The 16,180-nt window shown below is 65.7% G+C and carries 20 protein-coding genes; 9 read left to right on the forward strand and 11 right to left on the reverse strand.

What is annotated here, in order from left to right; genetic code table 11:
* The first annotated feature begins 18 nt into the window (after positions 1 to 18).
* The 8 genes from KFF05_17960 to KFF05_17995 all read left to right on the forward strand — a co-directional run bounded on the left by KFF05_17960 (position 19) and on the right by KFF05_17995 (position 5,224).
* Positions 19 to 420 (forward strand): DUF2628 domain-containing protein, encoded by a 402-nt coding sequence (locus KFF05_17960; GenBank protein UTW51749.1) that lies wholly within the window; start codon positions 19 to 21, stop codon positions 418 to 420.
* A gap of 10 nt (positions 421 to 430) precedes the next feature.
* Positions 431 to 1,078 carry an imidazole glycerol phosphate synthase subunit HisH gene (gene hisH, locus KFF05_17965; GenBank protein ID UTW51750.1) on the forward strand — a complete coding sequence of 216 codons (648 nt, stop codon included), beginning with the start codon at positions 431 to 433 and terminating at the stop codon, positions 1,076 to 1,078.
* A 25-nt stretch (positions 1,079 to 1,103) separates the two neighbouring features.
* Positions 1,104 to 1,835, forward strand: coding sequence for a 1-(5-phosphoribosyl)-5-[(5-phosphoribosylamino)methylideneamino]imidazole-4-carboxamide isomerase (hisA, locus tag KFF05_17970; protein UTW51751.1), 732 nt, complete (start codon positions 1,104 to 1,106; stop codon positions 1,833 to 1,835).
* The gene (gene hisF / locus KFF05_17975) at positions 1,835 to 2,635 is read left to right on the forward strand and encodes an imidazole glycerol phosphate synthase subunit HisF (protein UTW51752.1); all 801 of its coding nucleotides are present in this window, start codon (positions 1,835 to 1,837) and stop codon (positions 2,633 to 2,635) included. The genes hisA and hisF overlap by 1 nt, the downstream gene beginning before the upstream one ends.
* Positions 2,636 to 2,659: 24 nt before the next feature.
* Positions 2,660 to 2,995 carry a phosphoribosyl-ATP diphosphatase gene (locus tag KFF05_17980; GenBank protein ID UTW51753.1) on the forward strand — a complete coding sequence of 112 codons (336 nt, stop codon included), beginning with the start codon at positions 2,660 to 2,662 and terminating at the stop codon, positions 2,993 to 2,995.
* A gap of 16 nt (positions 2,996 to 3,011) precedes the next feature.
* On the forward strand, positions 3,012 to 3,374 hold the full coding sequence (locus KFF05_17985; protein ID UTW51754.1) for a histidine triad nucleotide-binding protein: 363 nt from the start codon (positions 3,012 to 3,014) through the stop codon (positions 3,372 to 3,374).
* 122 nt (positions 3,375 to 3,496) lie between these two features.
* Complete coding sequence (locus KFF05_17990) at positions 3,497 to 3,931, forward strand: hypothetical protein (protein UTW51755.1); 435 nt, start codon at positions 3,497 to 3,499, stop codon at positions 3,929 to 3,931.
* A 150-nt stretch (positions 3,932 to 4,081) separates the two neighbouring features.
* Positions 4,082 to 5,224 (forward strand): lipase family protein, encoded by a 1,143-nt coding sequence (locus KFF05_17995; protein UTW51756.1) that lies wholly within the window; start codon positions 4,082 to 4,084, stop codon positions 5,222 to 5,224.
* Here the strand turns inward: KFF05_17995 and KFF05_18000 are convergent.
* The 8 genes from KFF05_18000 to rsmI all read right to left on the reverse strand — a co-directional run bounded on the left by KFF05_18000 (position 5,221) and on the right by rsmI (position 12,154).
* Positions 5,221 to 6,756, reverse strand: a complete 1,536-nt coding sequence (locus tag KFF05_18000) for a YifB family Mg chelatase-like AAA ATPase (protein UTW51757.1) — start codon at positions 6,754 to 6,756, stop codon at positions 5,221 to 5,223. The two genes, KFF05_17995 and KFF05_18000, sit on opposite strands and share 4 nt — an antisense overlap.
* Positions 6,757 to 6,853: 97 nt before the next feature.
* Positions 6,854 to 7,372 (reverse strand): histidine phosphatase family protein, encoded by a 519-nt coding sequence (locus KFF05_18005; GenBank protein UTW53782.1) that lies wholly within the window; start codon positions 7,370 to 7,372, stop codon positions 6,854 to 6,856.
* A gap of 1 nt (position 7,373) precedes the next feature.
* Positions 7,374 to 8,135, reverse strand: coding sequence for a dienelactone hydrolase family protein (locus tag KFF05_18010; protein UTW51758.1), 762 nt, complete (start codon positions 8,133 to 8,135; stop codon positions 7,374 to 7,376).
* A gap of 32 nt (positions 8,136 to 8,167) precedes the next feature.
* Complete coding sequence (gshB, locus tag KFF05_18015; protein ID UTW51759.1) at positions 8,168 to 9,106, reverse strand: glutathione synthase; 939 nt, start codon at positions 9,104 to 9,106, stop codon at positions 8,168 to 8,170.
* A 55-nt stretch (positions 9,107 to 9,161) separates the two neighbouring features.
* On the reverse strand, positions 9,162 to 10,010 hold the full coding sequence (locus tag KFF05_18020; protein UTW51760.1) for a transglutaminase family protein: 849 nt from the start codon (positions 10,008 to 10,010) through the stop codon (positions 9,162 to 9,164).
* Between the two features lie 3 nt (positions 10,011 to 10,013).
* Positions 10,014 to 10,688, reverse strand: a complete 675-nt coding sequence (locus tag KFF05_18025; GenBank protein ID UTW51761.1) for a BON domain-containing protein — start codon at positions 10,686 to 10,688, stop codon at positions 10,014 to 10,016.
* Positions 10,689 to 10,835: 147 nt separating this feature from the next.
* Complete coding sequence (locus KFF05_18030) at positions 10,836 to 11,222, reverse strand: YraN family protein (GenBank protein ID UTW51762.1); 387 nt, start codon at positions 11,220 to 11,222, stop codon at positions 10,836 to 10,838.
* Positions 11,219 to 12,154: a 16S rRNA (cytidine(1402)-2'-O)-methyltransferase gene (gene rsmI / locus KFF05_18035; GenBank protein ID UTW51763.1), complete on the reverse strand. Its 936-nt coding sequence runs from the start codon at positions 12,152 to 12,154 to the stop codon at positions 11,219 to 11,221. Before rsmI ends, KFF05_18030 begins: the two co-directional genes overlap by 4 nt.
* On the opposite strand from rsmI, the gene KFF05_18040 reads away from it, so the two are divergent.
* Entirely contained in the window at positions 12,142 to 13,578 is a 1,437-nt protein-coding gene (locus KFF05_18040; protein ID UTW51764.1) for a penicillin-binding protein activator, read from the forward strand. The genes rsmI and KFF05_18040 overlap by 13 nt on opposite strands.
* A 22-nt stretch (positions 13,579 to 13,600) precedes the next feature.
* Here the strand turns inward: KFF05_18040 and KFF05_18045 are convergent, their stop codons facing one another.
* The 3 genes from KFF05_18045 to rph are packed head-to-tail and all read right to left on the reverse strand — an operon-like array spanning position 13,601 to position 16,092.
* Positions 13,601 to 14,752: a coproporphyrinogen III oxidase gene (locus KFF05_18045; protein UTW51765.1), complete on the reverse strand. Its 1,152-nt coding sequence runs from the start codon at positions 14,750 to 14,752 to the stop codon at positions 13,601 to 13,603.
* Between the two features lie 10 nt (positions 14,753 to 14,762).
* Complete coding sequence (gene rdgB, locus KFF05_18050) at positions 14,763 to 15,368, reverse strand: RdgB/HAM1 family non-canonical purine NTP pyrophosphatase (protein UTW51766.1); 606 nt, start codon at positions 15,366 to 15,368, stop codon at positions 14,763 to 14,765.
* 4 nt (positions 15,369 to 15,372) lie between these two features.
* Entirely contained in the window at positions 15,373 to 16,092 is a 720-nt protein-coding gene (gene rph / locus KFF05_18055; protein UTW51767.1) for a ribonuclease PH, read from the reverse strand.
* Positions 16,093 to 16,180 lie beyond the last annotated feature (88 nt).

The raw sequence follows: 16,180 nt of genomic DNA on the forward strand, positions 1-16,180 counted from the left end.
TAACGAGCATCTGGACCCATGCGCGTCTTCACCGTTCACCTTCGCCGCCACGGCCTGGACCCGGACAAGGATGTCCGTCTGGTCAAGGAGGGCTTTAACTGGCCGGCCTTTCTGTTCTCGTTCCTCTGGGCGCTGTGGCACCGCATGTGGTGGACGGCCTTGGGCCTGTTCGTGATCATCACGGGCGCGGGGTTCGCGGTCGAGGTTCTGCTACCCGATCCCATCGCCGGAACGGTGGTGATGCTGGCCCTTTACGCGGCCGTCGGCTTCGTCGCCAACGACCTCAGGCGCCGCCATCTGGCGGCCCAGGGTTTCGCCGAAACCGGCCCGGTCTGCGGCCAGGACCGGGACGATGCCCTCTACCGTTTCCTCGATGCCGACCCGGCGCTGGCCCGCGACCTCGCGGCCGCCCGGGTTTGAGGGGCCTTCCATGACCGTCGCCCTTATCGATTACGGTTCCGGCAACCTGCGCTCCGCCGCCAAGGCGGTCGAGCGGGTGATGCGCGACCTGGGCCGGTCCGACACGGTCACCGTGACCGCCGACCCGGACGCGGTCGCCAAGGCGGATCGCGTGGTCCTGCCGGGTGTGGGCGCCTTCGCCGACTGCCGGGCCGGGATCGCCGCCATTGACGGCATGATGGAGGCCCTGAACGAGGCCGTGATCACCCGCGCCCAGCCCTTCCTGGGCATCTGCGTCGGCATGCAGTTGATGGCGACCACGGGCTTCGAATTCGGCGAAACCCCCGGGTTCGGCTGGATTCCGGGGTCGGTCAAGGCGCTCGATCCCGCCGATACGGCGCTGAAGATTCCCCACATGGGCTGGAACGAGCTGTTTTGGGTCGGCTACCGGGAACATCCCGTGCTCAAGGATCTGGCCAACGGACAGCACGCCTATTTCGTCCATTCCTATCAGATGCTGCCGGAAATCTCGGAACATCTGTTGGCCGTGACCGATTACGGCGGCCCGGTGACCGCCGCCGTGGGCCGCGACAATCTGGTCGGCACGCAATTTCACCCTGAGAAAAGCCAGGCCGTTGGCCTTAAGCTTATCGAAAACTTCTTGAAATGGACGCCATGACAACCCCAAACCAACGGAGTTGGTTATGATTTTCTTTCCCGCCATCGACCTCAAGGACGGCAACTGCGTGCGCCTGTATCAGGGCGACATGGACCAGGCGACGGTGTTTTCCGACGACCCGGCGGCCCAGGCTCGGGCGTTCCAGGATGCCGGATGCGAATGGGTTCATTTGGTTGATTTAAATGGCGCGTTCGAAGGAAAGCCGGTGAACGCCGCCGCCGTCACCGGGATTCTGGCGGCCCTCGACATCCCCGTGCAGCTGGGCGGCGGCATCCGGACCATGGCGACGATCGACGATTGGCTGGCCCGCGGTGTGCGCCGGGTGATCCTGGGCACGGTCGCGTTGACCGACCCGGATCTGGTCAAGGCCGCCTGCAAGGCCCATCCGGGCCGGGTCGCCGTCGGCATCGATGCCCGCGACGGCCTGGTCGCCGTCGAAGGCTGGGCCGAGGTTTCGGAATTGACGGCGCTGGAGCTTGCCAAACGGTTCGAGGACGCGGGCGTCGCCGCCATCATCTTCACCGACATCGGCCGCGACGGCGTCATGCAGGGCCCGAACCTGCAGGCGACGCTTGATCTCGCCCGCGCCGTCTCCATCCCCGTGATCGCGTCCGGCGGCGTGTCGTCCATGGCCGACCTGGAAGATTTGAAGGCCCAGGGCGGCGGCCTGCTCGAAGGCGTGATTTCGGGCCGCGCCGTCTATGACGGCAAGATCGACCTGCCCGCCGCCGTCAAACTGCTGAAGGACGCGGCCTGATGCTGAAGGCGCGCGTCATTCCCTGTCTCGACGTCAACGAAGGGCGCGTGGTCAAGGGCGTCAACTTCGTCGACCTGATTGACGCCGGTGATCCGGTCGAACAGGCGCAAATCTATGACGCCGCCGGGGCGGACGAACTGTGTTTCCTCGACATCACCGCCAGCCATGAAAACCGCGACACCATCTTCGACGTGGTGGCGCGTACGGCCGAACATTGCTTCATGCCGCTGACCGTGGGCGGCGGCGTGCGCACCACGGACGATATCCGCAAGCTTCTGTTGGCCGGGGCCGACAAGGTCTCGATCAACACCGCCGCCGTGCACAACCCGGACTTCGTTCGCGAAGCCTCGGAAAAATTCGGCGCGCAATGCATCGTCGTCGCGGTCGACGCCAAGCGGGTCGACGCGAAAACGCGCGAACCCTCGCCCGACGGCACCCGGTTCGAAATCTTCACCCACGGCGGGCGCAAGGCCACGGGCATCGAATGCATTTCCTGGGCGGAAAAGATGGCCGATTTCGGGGCTGGGGAAATTCTCCTCACCTCCATGGACCGGGACGGCACCAAGAACGGATTTGATTTGGCCCTGACCCGCGCCGTCGCCGACGCCGTGCCCGTGCCGGTGATCGCCTCCGGCGGGGTCGGCACTCTGGACCATCTGGTCGACGGCATCACGGAAGGCCACGCCTCGGCCGTGCTTGCCGCCTCGATCTTTCATTTCGGCACCTATTCCATTCAACAGGCCAAGGCGCATATGCTGGCGGCCGGTGCGCCGGTGCGCATGGATGAAACCGCCGCCTGAGATTTTCACGTTAGGACCCCGGCCATGACCCATATCCTGGACGCGCTGTTCACGACCATCGAAAGCCGAAAAGCAGCTTTTGAAAATGGGGGTGCGGACCCGGCGTCGAGCTATACGGCCAAGCTGTTCGCCGGCGGCACGCCCCTGATCGCGCGCAAGATCGGCGAGGAAGCGGTCGAGACCGCCGTCGCCGCCCTGACCGAAGACAACGCCGCCGTGACAAAGGAAAGTGCTGACGTGCTCTATCATCTGCTCGCCTTGTGGGCGCAGCTGGGCCTCGACCCCGCCGACGTTTGGGCCGAGTTGGAGCGCCGAACGGGGCAGTCGGGCATCGCGGAAAAAGCAAGCCGCCCGAAGTAAGGGCAGGAGAATTCAGATGGCTTACGACGAGAACAACATCTTCGCGCGCATCATCCGGGGCGAAATTCCTTGTTCAACCGTATACGAGGATGATCATGTCCTGGCTTTCAAGGACATTCAGCCGCAGCGCCGGGTCCATGTCCTGATCATTCCCAAGGGTCACTACGTCGATATGAGCGATTTTTCAGAAAACGCCAGCGACGCGGAAATCCTCGCTTATACCCGGGCCATCAAGAAGGTCGCCGACACGCTGGGCGTGACCGAAGAGGGCTACCGGCTGATCGCCAACACAGGCACGAACGGTCATCAGGACGTGCCCCACCTGCATCTCCACATCGTCGGCGGCGAACCCGTCGGCCCGATGCTCAAGCGGCCCTGACCGCGCTCCGGCCGGATCTCATAACGGTCTGAATCACATACCGTTTTTCGGTTCTCTTAGCAGAATCCAGATGCCAAAATTTCGTATGAATTCATCGACCATGAATAACCGGGGGATTATGCATGGATACGGATTTCGAATTCGATATGAGGTTGGACGATAACGGCGTTCTGCTGTTCAGGTTCGGCGGCGTTTTCGACGTTGAACAATGGGTCGATCGGCAGCGCGCCGCCACGGCGCGGCTGTTTGCCAACGGCATCGACCCCAGGCTGCCGGCCGTCGTGGACCTGCGCGGCTTCATCCCGCCGCAGGGTGACTGGAACAAGATCGCAAAGCTTGTATTTGCCCGCTCGCAAACCATGGGCGAAACGCGGCAGCGCTGCGCCTTGATCACGGGCGGCAACGTCTGCATCGAACTCGCCTGCCGGTTTTACATCACGTCCAAGGCGATCATGTCCCGCACCAAATGCGAAACCCGGACCTTCTGTACCTTCGAAGAAGGTTATGCCTGGGCCGCCGAAAACCTCGTCACCCCCGTGCCGTCCCGCCTCCACTAACGGCGTCGCGCCCCGGCGCAAGGCGCCAGACACAGAAACCCGGTTGTCCTTCGTCGGCGCATTAGATTTTGATAATTTATTAGCTTGCGGCCGCGTTCTTTGCTGGCACAATCAAGTATTGATGGAGAATTGTTGCTGGGGGCTCGGGCCATGGCAGGTGATACGGATCAAGACTTTAAAGAGCTTGCTGAACTCGAAATTCCGGCCCGGCGGGCCGCCTTTAGCGATCGCACGGCTTATCTCATGGCCGTTTTGGCGGAAATCGCCTATACGCCTCTGGACGAAGAAACGCCCGATCAAATTTTGGCTCTCGCCGGGGAACTGGCGGGGATCACCGATGCTACGCAGATCGCGGACCGCTTGAAAGAGGTGCAGAAAGTGCTGGCGGGCCTCAATCCCCCACCAGCCTCAGAAGACGACAGCAACGCTGTCCTCAAGGCCATGCTAGGCGCGGGCGGGTTCAACCTAGTAGGTGTGCTGCACAACGTCGCGACAGATACCCAGGGCTACGTTGCCGTGAAGATGCCTGACCCAAACTCTGCAGGGGATTATACGGCGAATCAGGGGCTCCTCGTTCTTGCCTTCCGCGGCACAAAGCAACCGAAGGATTGGATGACCAATCTCGATGTCCGCCCGGAACCGGTTCGTTTACACGGCAAGGGGGCGATCCGAGGTAATCTGCACAAAGGCTTCCACGACGCATACAAATCCGTCGAGGTGCAGGTCGGCGTTCTGCTGGCCAAACATCCAGACGTACCGCTCTACATCACAGGTCATTCCTTGGGCGGTGCCTTGGCGGTGACGGCGACCTGGTTCCAGCTCTGCCGGTCACTTGCTGCTTGTTATACCTTTGGTGCCCCCCGTGTTTGCGATCAAGACCTGATGGACGAGTTCAAGACCCCCATCTATCGGATCGTCAATGGGCCGGATCCGGTGCCTTTCGTGCCGCCGTCGGGGGCGGCTATTAATTTCTTCAAGGGGCTGACCCGGCTGATGGCCGCATTACTCCCGTTCTTCGGCTTTTTCGACAAGCTGACGGACCTTCTGATCAAACAGCAAAAATTCCGCCACGCGGGAAATATGCGCTACCTCACTGTCTGTGCGCCGGGCCCGAATGGCGACTATCCCGACCTGCGCTTGGAATATGGTCTGTCGACCCTCGGGCGTCTGGGCCGATACTTCAATCTCATCCGGTCGGGCGAAGCGAACAGAATTGACCGCTATCACGATATGAAGCAGTACAAGGACAAGCTGGCTGCATTCGCCCGGTGCCGGAACCGGCGGGAATCCTAAAAACTGGTGACGGCGCCGCGACCCGGCGCCAGGCGCCGGAACGACAGCGCTTCGGCGACATGCAGGCGCGCCACGCCGTCGGACCGGTCCATGTCGGCCAGGGTGCGGGCGACGCGCAGCACCCGGTGATAGCCCCGGGCGCTGAGACCCAGGCGCGCCGCCGCGTCCACCAGCAGTTTGCGGCCCGCGTCATCCGGTCTGGCGACCCGGTCGAGCAACTCGCCATCGGCCTGGGCGTTGGTGCGGATTCCCGTGGCCTTTTCCCGTTTGTAACGGTCGGCCTGAATCTCGCGGGCCTGGGCGACCCGGGCCGCGACTTGGGCGCTGCCCTCGCCGGGCGGCGGCAGGTCGAGGTCGAGCGGGCTGACCGCCGGCACGTCCAAGTGAATGTCGATGCGGTCGAACAGGGGGCCGGAAATGCGGCCTTGATAATCTTCCGCGCATTTTGGGGCTTTTGAACAGGCCTGCGCCGCGTCGCCGAGATAGCCGCAGCGGCAGGGGTTCATGGCGGCGATCAATTGGAACCGTGCCGGATAGGTGACATGGGCATTGGCCCGGGCCACGGCGGCGCGCCCGGTTTCCAGCGGCTGGCGCAGGCTTTCCAGGGTGGGGCGCTGGAATTCCGGCAGTTCGTCCAGGAACAGCACGCCCTGATGGGCGAGCGAGACCTCGCCGGGCCGAACCCGCATGCCGCCGCCGATCAGGGCCGGCAGGGACGCCGAATGGTGCGGATCGCGGAACGGCCGCTGGCGGGACAGGCCGCCGCCGGTCAACTCTCCGGCCAGGCTCTGGACCATGGAGACCTCGAGAATTTCTTCAGGCGCCAGCGGCGGCAGCAGCCCGGGCAGGCGCTGCGCCAACATGGATTTCCCGGCCCCCGGCGGGCCGACCATCAGCAGGTTATGGCCGCCGCTGGCCGCGATCTCCAATCCCCGCTTGGCCGTTTCCTGGCCCTTGATGTCGGCCAGGTCCGGATATTGTGCTGGTTCCCCGGCCTCGGGCCGGGCCGGCGGGGCCAGTACCTGGCTGCCCTTGAAGTGATTGACGAGCGCGAGAAGATTGGGCGCGGCCAGGATGTCGGTCCCGCCGGCCCAGGCGGCTTCGCCGCCCTGCGCCGCCGGGCAGATCAAGCCTAAGTCCCTGGCGTTGGCATGGACGGCGGCCGGCAATACCCCGGCGACCGGGGCCAGCGCCCCGTCGAGCGCCAGTTCGCCCAGGGCCAGATAGCGCGCCATGTCGTCGGCGGGCAGTACGTCCATGGCGGTCAGCAGGGCAAGCGCGATGGGCAGATCGAAATGGCTGCCTTCCTTGGCCAGGTCGGCGGGCGCCAGGTTGACGGTGATGCGCTTGGGCGGCAGGGCCAGGCCCATGGCGTGGAGGGCGGCGCGCACACGCTCCCGGCTTTCCGCGACCGCCTTGTCCGGCAGGCCGACCACGGAAAAGGCGGGCAGGCCGCCGGTCATCTGCACCTGGACGTCGACGTCCAGAACGTCGATGCCCTGAAAGGCGGCGGTGGCGATGCGTGCGACCATCGTCGGCCCCTTCTTCTCAACCCCTGTTGGTTGGAAGATAAGATACCTTTTCGCGAAAGAGGAAAACCCCCCACGCGGCAAAGAGGCGTGATTTTGCCTAAGCCAGATCCCGGGGCCGCACGAACCTTTGCAGCACGCCGGACCCTTCGCTGATTTTGGTCCAGCTGTCCCGCGCGAAGCGGATTTCGGCGAGGGCGGCGGTCGGGTACTTTTCCGCCAGATTTGCCAGGGCCTTGGCCTTGCCGGTTCCGGCCAGGCGATGGGCCAGGTCCTCGATCTCCGGGTTATGGCCGATCAGCAGCAGGCGGTCGCAGTCGTCGGGCACGCGGCGCAGCGCCGCCAGGAGGGCGGCCGAGGACACGGCGTAAAGCCCCTTGCTGATGCGCACGGGAATCTCTTGGCCCAGTTCGGGCGCGATCAGATCCCAGGTTTCCTGGGCACGCCGCGCCGTGGAGCACAGCACCAGATCGGGGGTCAGGCCCTCCGCCAAAAGATAGCGGCCCATGCGGGGGGCGGCGTCGTGTCCGCGCGGGGCGAGCGGACGGTCGATGTCGTCAAGCCCGGACGCGGCCCAGTCGGATTTGGCGTGGCGCAGCAGAAGAAGTGTTTTCACGATGCTATTTGCGCTTCGCCGGGGCGGCTTTTTTCAGGTTGCGGTCCCACAGGGCGAACAGCTTGTCCCAGGCGGCCTCCGCCTGTACCGGCGTATAGACCAGGCGTTCGGCGAACTGGAAGCCGTGCTGCGTGCCCTTGAGTTGCAGGACGGTCGCCTTCACGCCGGTCTTCTTGATCGCCTTCTTCAGGGCCTCGACCGTTGCCTGCGGCACGTGGGCGTCCGTCTCGGCGAAGATGAACAGCAATTCGCCCTGGACCTGATCCAACAGCAGATGCGGCGAATCTTCCTTGTCCGTGACGATGCCGACCCCGTACATGCTGGCCGCCGCCTTGATGCGCGTCGGGAAGCGCCCGGCGACGGTGGTGACGTAACGTCCGCTCATGCAATAGCCGACACAGCCGACCGGCCCGGCGGCGACGTCGGCTTGGGCGTCAAGGAAGGCGAGAATGCCCGCGGTGTCGTCGGTTACGTCGGCATTGGTCAGGGAATTCATCGCTTCCCGCCAGACGTTGGTCATGGCGTCCGTGCGCCGGGTGTTGTCGAGGCGCAGGGTGCCGAGCCGGTAATACATGTCCGGCAGGATGCAGTAGTAACCTGCTTTCGCTATTCTTCGGGCCATGTTGCAGAGTTCCTCGCGGAAGCCCGGCGCGTCCATGTAGAAGATGATCGCCGGAAACGGCCCACCCGCGTCGGGCCGCGCGACGAAGGACGGCATGCGCCCGTACTTGGTCGGCACCTCGACCATTCCTTCAATAAGCGCCATTGCGTTTCTCCCTTTGCGTTTCTTGTCGCGGCTTAAAGCCGTGCCTCGATGGCGTCCCAGATGTCGCTTTCCAGGCTGACGCCGTCGAAGCGGTTGATTTCCTGCAAGCCCGTCGGCGAGGTCACGTTGATTTCCGTGAGATAGCCGCCAATGACATCAATACCAACGAAGATCAGGCCACGGGCCTTCAGCTCGGGCGCCAGGGCGGCGCAGATTTCGCGTTCGCGCGCGGTCAGTTCGGACTTCAGCGGCTTGCCGCCGACATGCATGTTGGATCGGCTTTCGCCCGCTGCCGGCACGCGGTTGACGGCACCCGCGACCTCGCCATCGATCAGGATGATGCGCTTGTCGCCCTGGCGCACGTCCTTCAGATAGGCCTGGACGATGACCGGCTCGCGGAACATCTCGGTGAACATTTCCAGCAGCGAATTCAGGTTCTCGTCCCCAGGCGTGATGTGGAACACGCCGGCCCCGCCGTTGCCGTAGAGCGGCTTGACGATGATGTCCTTGTGCTCTTCCCGGAAGGCCAGGATGTCTTGGCGGTTGGTCGCGATCAGGGTCGGCGGCATGAACTGGGCGAAGCGGGTGACGAACAATTTCTCCGGCGCGTTGCGCACCTCGGCCGGGTTGTTCACCACCAGGGTCTTGGGGTGGACCATCTCCAGAAGATGGGTCGCCGTGATATAGGCCATGTCGAAGGGCGGGTCCTGGCGCATCAGGACCACGTCCGTGTCGGCCAGATCGATGCGCGATTTCTCGCCCAGGGTGAAATGGTTGCCCGCCTCGCGCCGCACCTCCATGGGTTCGGCCCAGGCGGTCACCCGGCCGTGATGGTAGGCAAGGTCGCCCGGCAGATAGTGCAGCAGCTTGTGCCCGCGGCGCTGGGCTTCCAGGGCCAGGACGAAGGTGCTGTCGCCGGTGATGTCGATGGACGACACATGGTCCATCTGAATGGCCACGGTAAGCGCCATGGGAAAATCCTTATCCTTCGGCCGATTGGGGGAGCGTGGGGCAGGGGCCGGCCGGCTAATTTAACTTGGCCCGCAATTCCTGCAACAGCAAGGACGCCTCATATCCGTTTTCCTCGCCGGGGGCGCGCTTTAGGTATTCCTCCAGCGCCTCGACGGCGCGGGCGACGCGGTCAAGCCGCGCGTTGACGATCCCGGCTTCGCGCCACAGATGCCCGGTATCGGGGGCGATCGACAGCATCAGGGAAATCGTGTCGGCGGCGTCGGCCAATTCGCCCCGCTGCATCTGGCGCACGCGGATATTGTCCTCCAGGCGCAGCACGACCTGCCGTGCCGTCATTTCCGAGAGATAGCGCGGATGCAGTTCGGCATCGGACCCGGCCATGGTCTTCAGCATGCCGCGCAGGTCCGGCGGCGTCAGTTCGCGCCCGCCTTCGAACAGGTCGAGGATCATGCGCCCGCCGGCATCCTCCAGGCGGACCAGGAAGCGGCCCGGAAAATCCAGGCCGACCAGGGACCAGCCCAGGCGGTTGCAGACTTCCATGTAGACAATGCCGAGGGCCACCGGCAAGCCGCGCCGCGTGTCGATGACGCGGGCCAGGTTGGCGGCGTCCAGATCCTCGAACACGCTTTCGTTGCCGCCGTATCCGTAGCGCCGATCGATGACCTGGATCAGGGCCTCGTACTGGTCCGCCAGGGTCGGCATGCCGGGGCCGGCGTAATCGGCGACCTCCTTGGTCAGGCGCGCAAAATGACGTTCATAAGGCCCCAGGTTGAGACCCGGCAGGCGTGCCGCCGCCAGATGCAGGGCGGCGTCGGCGATGGGAAAGTCGGCATCGTCCCGGCGGCCGATCTCGCCGAGCGCGCGCCGAACGTCGTCGGCCAGGATGCCGGGATTGCCGGCCATTGCTCAGGACGCCTTCTTCGGTTGATCGGCGGCGGGGGCGTCAGGGGCTTTGATGCGGACATGGCTGATCACGTCGCGGACCCGGGAAATGCCCCGGGCATGGCCCAGCACGCGGTCGAGCTCGGCCTGGCTTTGCGCGGCACCCAGCAGGTAGACCACGGCGTTTTCCGTCTCGATGATGTAGTTGATGGCCTGGACGTCCTTGTCGAAGGTCAATTTGGTCGTCAACTGGGCCGAAATCCAACTGTCGATCGCCGAATCAGACAGCGACGTGTCGCCGACGGCCAGTTCGTTGATGACTTCCTCGATGCCCTCGACCTCCCAGGTCAGGCGCACGGCCTTGGCGCGGATGTCCTCGGTCTTGACCGTGCCGGTCAACATGGCGCGGCGGTTGTAGACCTTGACGCTGCCGTCGACGGCGAGCGTGTCGCCGGTTTCCAGGTCGTAGTTCAACCATTTGCCGCGCACCCGCGTGGCCAGGCCGGCGTCGCGGGCCACACCCTGCACTCCCCGGTCGTCCATGGCGGCGACGCCCACGGTCGCCCCCGCGCCGACGGCGGCGCCGACACAGCCGTTCAACCCGGTCGCGGCGCCCAGCAACAGCAGGGCGGCAAACACGCGGGGCAGGGCAGGGGTGGTGTGGGGTTTTGCTCGGGACGGTCGAATTGGTGCGGCCATGGTGCTTGATATCTCCTGCATTGGACGGTCCCCGGTCGGCGGGCATTCTAGCGCCGGTCCGGGCCGGCGACAAATTCTCCGGCGCGGGCTTCCGGGGATAAAGACACAGGATACAGGATGGAATATGCGGTTTTCATGGCACTGGGGTCAGCCCAGGCCGGGCCGCCAGGCGTCCTTCAGGTGTTTCAGCCGCCAGCCCCCGGCGACCACGATCAGATCGAATCGCCAATCCAGTCCGGCCAGGTCGGGGCGCGTGCGCATGAAGGCCTCGGCGGCGCGCAGGATGCGGTCCCGCTGGCGGGGGGCCAGGGCCTCCGTGCCGATCTCCAGGCTGGCCCGCGCCTTGATCTCGGCGAACACCAGGACCCGTCCTCGTCGCGCGATCAGGTCGATCTCGCCCGCGGGCGTGCGCGCCCGGCGGGCCAGGATGCGATGGCCCTTCAGGATCAGCAGCAAGGCGGCCAGCGCCTCCGCCCCGCGGCCGCGTCTTTCGGCGCGGCGGCGGCTGTCCGTGCCGGGCGCCGCTCGGGTCATCCTTGTTTGTGCGCCGGGGCGCGGGCCCGTTTCAGCTCCAGCGCCCGGGCATAGACGGCTTTGCGCGGTTGGCCGGTGCGCGCCGCGACCTCGGCCGCGGCGTCCTTGACCGACCCCTTGGCCAGGGCCTCGGCCAGCAAGGCGTCGATGTCCGCCGCCGTCGCCGCCGCCTCGGCGCCGGGCGGGCCGGTAACGACGCAGATTTCGCCCCGGGGCGGGCCGGCCTCGGCATAATGGGCGGCCAGTTCGTCCAACGTGCCGCGTCGAACTTCTTCGAATTTCTTGGTCAGCTCACGGGCCACGGCGGCCGGGCGGGGGCCCAGGACCTGGGCCATGTCGGCCAGGGATGCGGCCAGGCGCGGCCCCGATTCCATGAACATCAGGGTCGCCGGTACGGTGGCGATTTCCGCCAGGGCCGTGCGCCGGGCCGCCCCCTTGGCGGGCAGGAAGCCCTGAAAGAAGAAGCGGTCCGTCGGCAGTCCCGACAGGGTCAGCGCCATCAGCGGCGCCGACGGTCCCGGCATGGCGGTCACGGAAACGCCCTCTTCGACGCAGGCGGCGACCAGCTTGTAACCCGGGTCGGAGACCAGGGGCGTGCCGGCGTCCGACACCAACGCCACGCTGCCGCCGCTTTTAATGCGTTCCATGATCTGCGGCCGGCGGTGGGCCGCGTTGTGGTCGTGATAGGCAAGCAGGCGGCCGTTGTCGCCGCGCTTGATGCCCAGGATCATCAGCAGCTTGCCGGTCACCCGGGTGTCCTCGCAGGCGATCAGATCGGCGCGGGCGAGAACCTCGCGCGCCCGGGCGCTGATGTCTCCGGCGTTGCCGATGGGTGTCGAGACCAGATACAGTGCGGCCTCCAACGGGGCGCCGTCCGGCGCCCGCACGTCCTTGGCAGAAATTTCCGGCGGATCATCGGATGAACAGGTCATATTCGCAAAACGCCCTTTCGCGCCCGGTCGTGGCCGTGATCGCCCTGGCCGTGATGGTGCTGCCGTTGTTGGCCGCGTGCCAATCTTCGTCATTCGGCGGGTTAATTCAAGGCGGCAAGTCCAAGTCGGAGACGCCGTCGCGGCCCATCGTCTCGGGTCCGCGCACACCGCCGCCGCCGACCTATGCGGTGACGCCGGTGCCGCGCCCGCCCCCGCCGCCCCTGACGCAAGCCGCCCCGGCGGAACCGGCCCAGGCCCAGACCACGACCATCACGGCACCCGACGACGGCGCGGTCCGGGTCGCCCTGCTGCTGCCGCTGTCGGGGCAGAACGCGGGCGTCGGCCAGGCGTTATTGAACGCGGCGCAGATGGCGCTGTTTTCCTTCGCCGACGACAAGTTCAAGCTTTTGACCCATGACACCCGGGGCACGCCCGAAGGGGCGGCCGAGGCGGTGCAGCTCGCCATCGGCGACGGGGCGCGGTTGATCCTGGGCCCGCTGCTGTCGGCCAACGTGCGTGGGGCCGCCTCCGTCGCGCGCCAGGCCGGGGTGCCGGTGATGGCCTTTTCCTCGGACCGTTCGGTCGCCGGTGACGGGGTTTTTACCCTCGGCTTTCTGCCCCGCGCCCAGGTTGAGCGGGTGATCTCCTTTGCCCGTGAACGGGGGGTCGTGCGGTTCGCCGCCATGGCGCCGGACAATGCCTATGGCCGCACGGTGCTGGATGCCTTCAAGGCCGCCGTCGGCCGCGCCGGCGGCGAGATCGCGCGGCTTGAGGTCTATAACCCCGACGCCGACGATTTCTCCGCCGTGGTCCGCGACATGGCCGATTACGAATTCCGCCGCCAGACCCTGCTCAATCAGAAGAAAGAGCTGGAGGGTAAGGAGGACGAAGTCTCCAAGGCCGCCTTGGCGCGCCTGGAGAATTTACAGACCATGGGCGACCTGCCCTATGACGCACTTCTGGTCGCCGATGGCGGCAAGCGCCTGCAGGCGATCGCGGCCTTGCTGCCGTTCTACGACATCGACCCCAACAAGGTGCGGATGCTGGGCACCGGACAATGGGACGAGCCGGGCATCGGCGCCGAGCCGGCCCTGGTTGGCGGCTGGTACGCGGCGCCGCCGCCGGGCCCGCGCGCCGGGTTCGAAAAGGAATATCAGGACGTTTACGGTGAAGCGCCGCCGCGGCTTGCGACCATCGCCTATGACGCGGCGGCGCTTGCCGCCGTGCTGGCCCAATTGCCCGGGCCCGACCGCTTCACGGCCAAACTGATCGCCAATCCCAACGGCTTCGCCGGCCGCGACGGCATCTTCCGCTTCCTGCCGGACGGCACGTCGGAACGGGGCCTTGCCATCCTTCAGGTCCGCCAGCGCGGCGCCGTGGTCATCGACAAGGCGCCGGCGACCTTCCAGGCGAACACGAATTAATTTAAGAGACCAGCCCGCCCGGTCAGCCGGCCAGTAATGACGCCAGCAGGCTGTTGAGCCGAAGCCGCCCCTCGGCGGTGGCGGCGATGCGCGTTTTGTCCAGTTCCACGTAACCGGCACCGACCGCGTAGGCGAGCTTCGACGGGTTGATCAGGGTCAGCACGTCGCGCCCGGCCTGGGCTTGAAAGCGGGCGCGGTCGATGCCCTCGGTCAGGCGCAGGCCCATGATAACGCGCTCTTCCGCGCGGTCGCCGTCGTCCAGAAGCCGTCTTTTGGCCGTGCCGTGGCCCTTGGATTCGACAAGGTTCAGCCAGCGTTCGGGATTATGGACCTGATGGGTGCCCCAGTCCCGGGCTCCGCCGTCGCCCTTCAGGGCCAGGCGGCCGTGCGCCCCGGGCCCGACGCCGACATAATCCCAGCCGCGCCAGATGTTCAGGTTGTGGCGGCATTCGTGACCCGGGAGGGCATGGTTGGAAATCTCATAGGCCGGCAGGCCCGCTTCGCCCAGAACCTCCTGCGTGATGTCGAACAGGGCCGCGCCCAATTCACCCTCGGCGGCCTTCACGCCATCCTTATGGAAGGGCGTGCCGGATTCGATGGTCAATTGATAGAACGACAGGTGCGGCCCGGCGAAGGTCAGGGCCTCCCGCAGTTCCTGACGCCATTTATCCTTTGTCTGTTCAGGTCTTGCGTAAATAAGATCAAATGAAAACTCTTCAAAATGGTCGCGCGCCCCGGCCAGGGCCCTGCGCGCCGCCTGGGCATCGTGGCGGCGGCCGAGGGCGGAAAGCGCCGCATCGTCGAAGGATTGCACGCCGACGGACAGCCGCGTCACCCCGGCGGCCCTGAGGTCGGGAAAGGCCGCGATTTCCGCACTCGACGGATTGGCTTCCAGGCTGACTTCCATATCCTCGGCACAGGGCCACAAATCCCGGATGCCCTGGATCACGGCGGCCACGGTTTCCGCTTTCATCAGGGACGGTGTGCCGCCGCCGAAAAACACGGTGGTCACGTTGCGGTCTTGGGTATCCGCCGCGTAATGGGCCAGGTCGGCGATCAGGGCCTTGGCCCAGCGCGCTTGGTCAACCGCGTCCTGAACGTGGCTGTTGAAGTCGCAATAGGGGCATTTGGATTCGCAGAACGGCCAATGCACGTAGACGCCGAAGGGGGTCATCGCGGCAGGGTCAGCCCCGGCCTTTGAAACAGGCCGCGACCAGTTGTTCGAAGGCATGGGCACGGTGGCTGATGTGGTGCTTGGCGGCGGGTTCCATCTCGGCGAAGGTGATGAAATAGCCCTCGGGCTGGAAGATCGGATCGTAGCCGAAGCCCTTGTCGCCCGTGGGCGGCCAGATGATGTCGCCGTCGACCCGGCCTTCGAATACTTCCGACGTCCCGTCGGGCCAGGCCAGGGCCAGGGCGCAGACGAAATGCGCCCGCCGGTCCTCGGATTCTAGGACCAGTTCCCAAACCCGCGCCATGGCCTCGCCGAAATCCTTTTCAGGCCCGGCCCAGCGCGCGGAATGGATGCCGGGGGCCCCGCCCAGGGCATCGACGGCAAGGCCTGAATCATCGGCCAGGGCCGGCAGGCCGGAGGCATCGGCCGCCGCCCGCGCCTTGATCAGGGCGTTGGCTTTGAAGCTGTCGCCGTCTTCGACGGGTTCCGGCAGGCCCAAATCGCCTGCCGAGGTCACGGCGACCCCGAAAGGCGTCAGCAGATCGCTGATTTCGCGCAATTTGCCCGGGTTGTGTGTGGCGATGACCAGTTGGTCTTCCGTGAACGCCCGGGCCATGACGCTATTCCAATCCGATGGCCCGGCGTTGCGCCTGGCACAATTCGTCGACGCCCTTGCGGGCTAGGGCCATCAGGTCGTCGAACTGGGCCGGGGAAAACGGTGCGTCTTCGGCCGTGCCCTGGATTTCCACGATACCGCCGCGCCCGGTGAACACGAAGTTGGCGTCGGCCTGGGCCGAGGAATCCTCGGCGTAATCGAGATCGAGAACCTGAGTGTCCTTGAAGATGCCGCAGGACACGGCGGCGACCTGATCGGTCAGCGGAATGGCTTTCATCAGGCCGAGGTCGACGCAGCGCTGAAACGCCAGGTGCAGCGCCACGTAGGACCCGGTGATGGCCGCCGTGCGGGTGCCGCCGTCGGCCTGGATCACGTCGCAGTCCAGGCGGACCTGAATTTCGCCCATCGCCTTCAGATCGGCGATCGCGCGCAAGCTGCGGCCGATCAGGCGCTGAATTTCCTGGGTCCGGCCCGATTGCCCGCCGCGCGCGGCCTCGCGGTTGGTGCGGCTGTGGGTCGAACGCGGCAGCATGCCGTATTCCGCCGTGACCCAACCCTTGCCGGAATCGCGCATCCAGCCGGGCACCCGTTCCTCCACCGTGGCGGCGCAGAGCACATGGGTTTCGCCGAACCGTGCCATGCACGATCCCTCGGCATACTTGGCGTATCCCGGCTCCAGCACGATGTCGCGCAACTGATCGGCGGCGCGGCCCGATGGTCTCATATATAAATTCCCCCCGAAGATGGTCTGTTCGGCCAGACCCTAGCCCCGCCCGGCGGTTCGGTAAACCCGGCAATTGGTCGAGGGTCCC

The organism is bacterium SCSIO 12827 (assembly GCA_024397995.1).
Taxonomy (GTDB): domain Bacteria; phylum Pseudomonadota; class Alphaproteobacteria; order Rhodospirillales; family Casp-alpha2; genus UBA1479.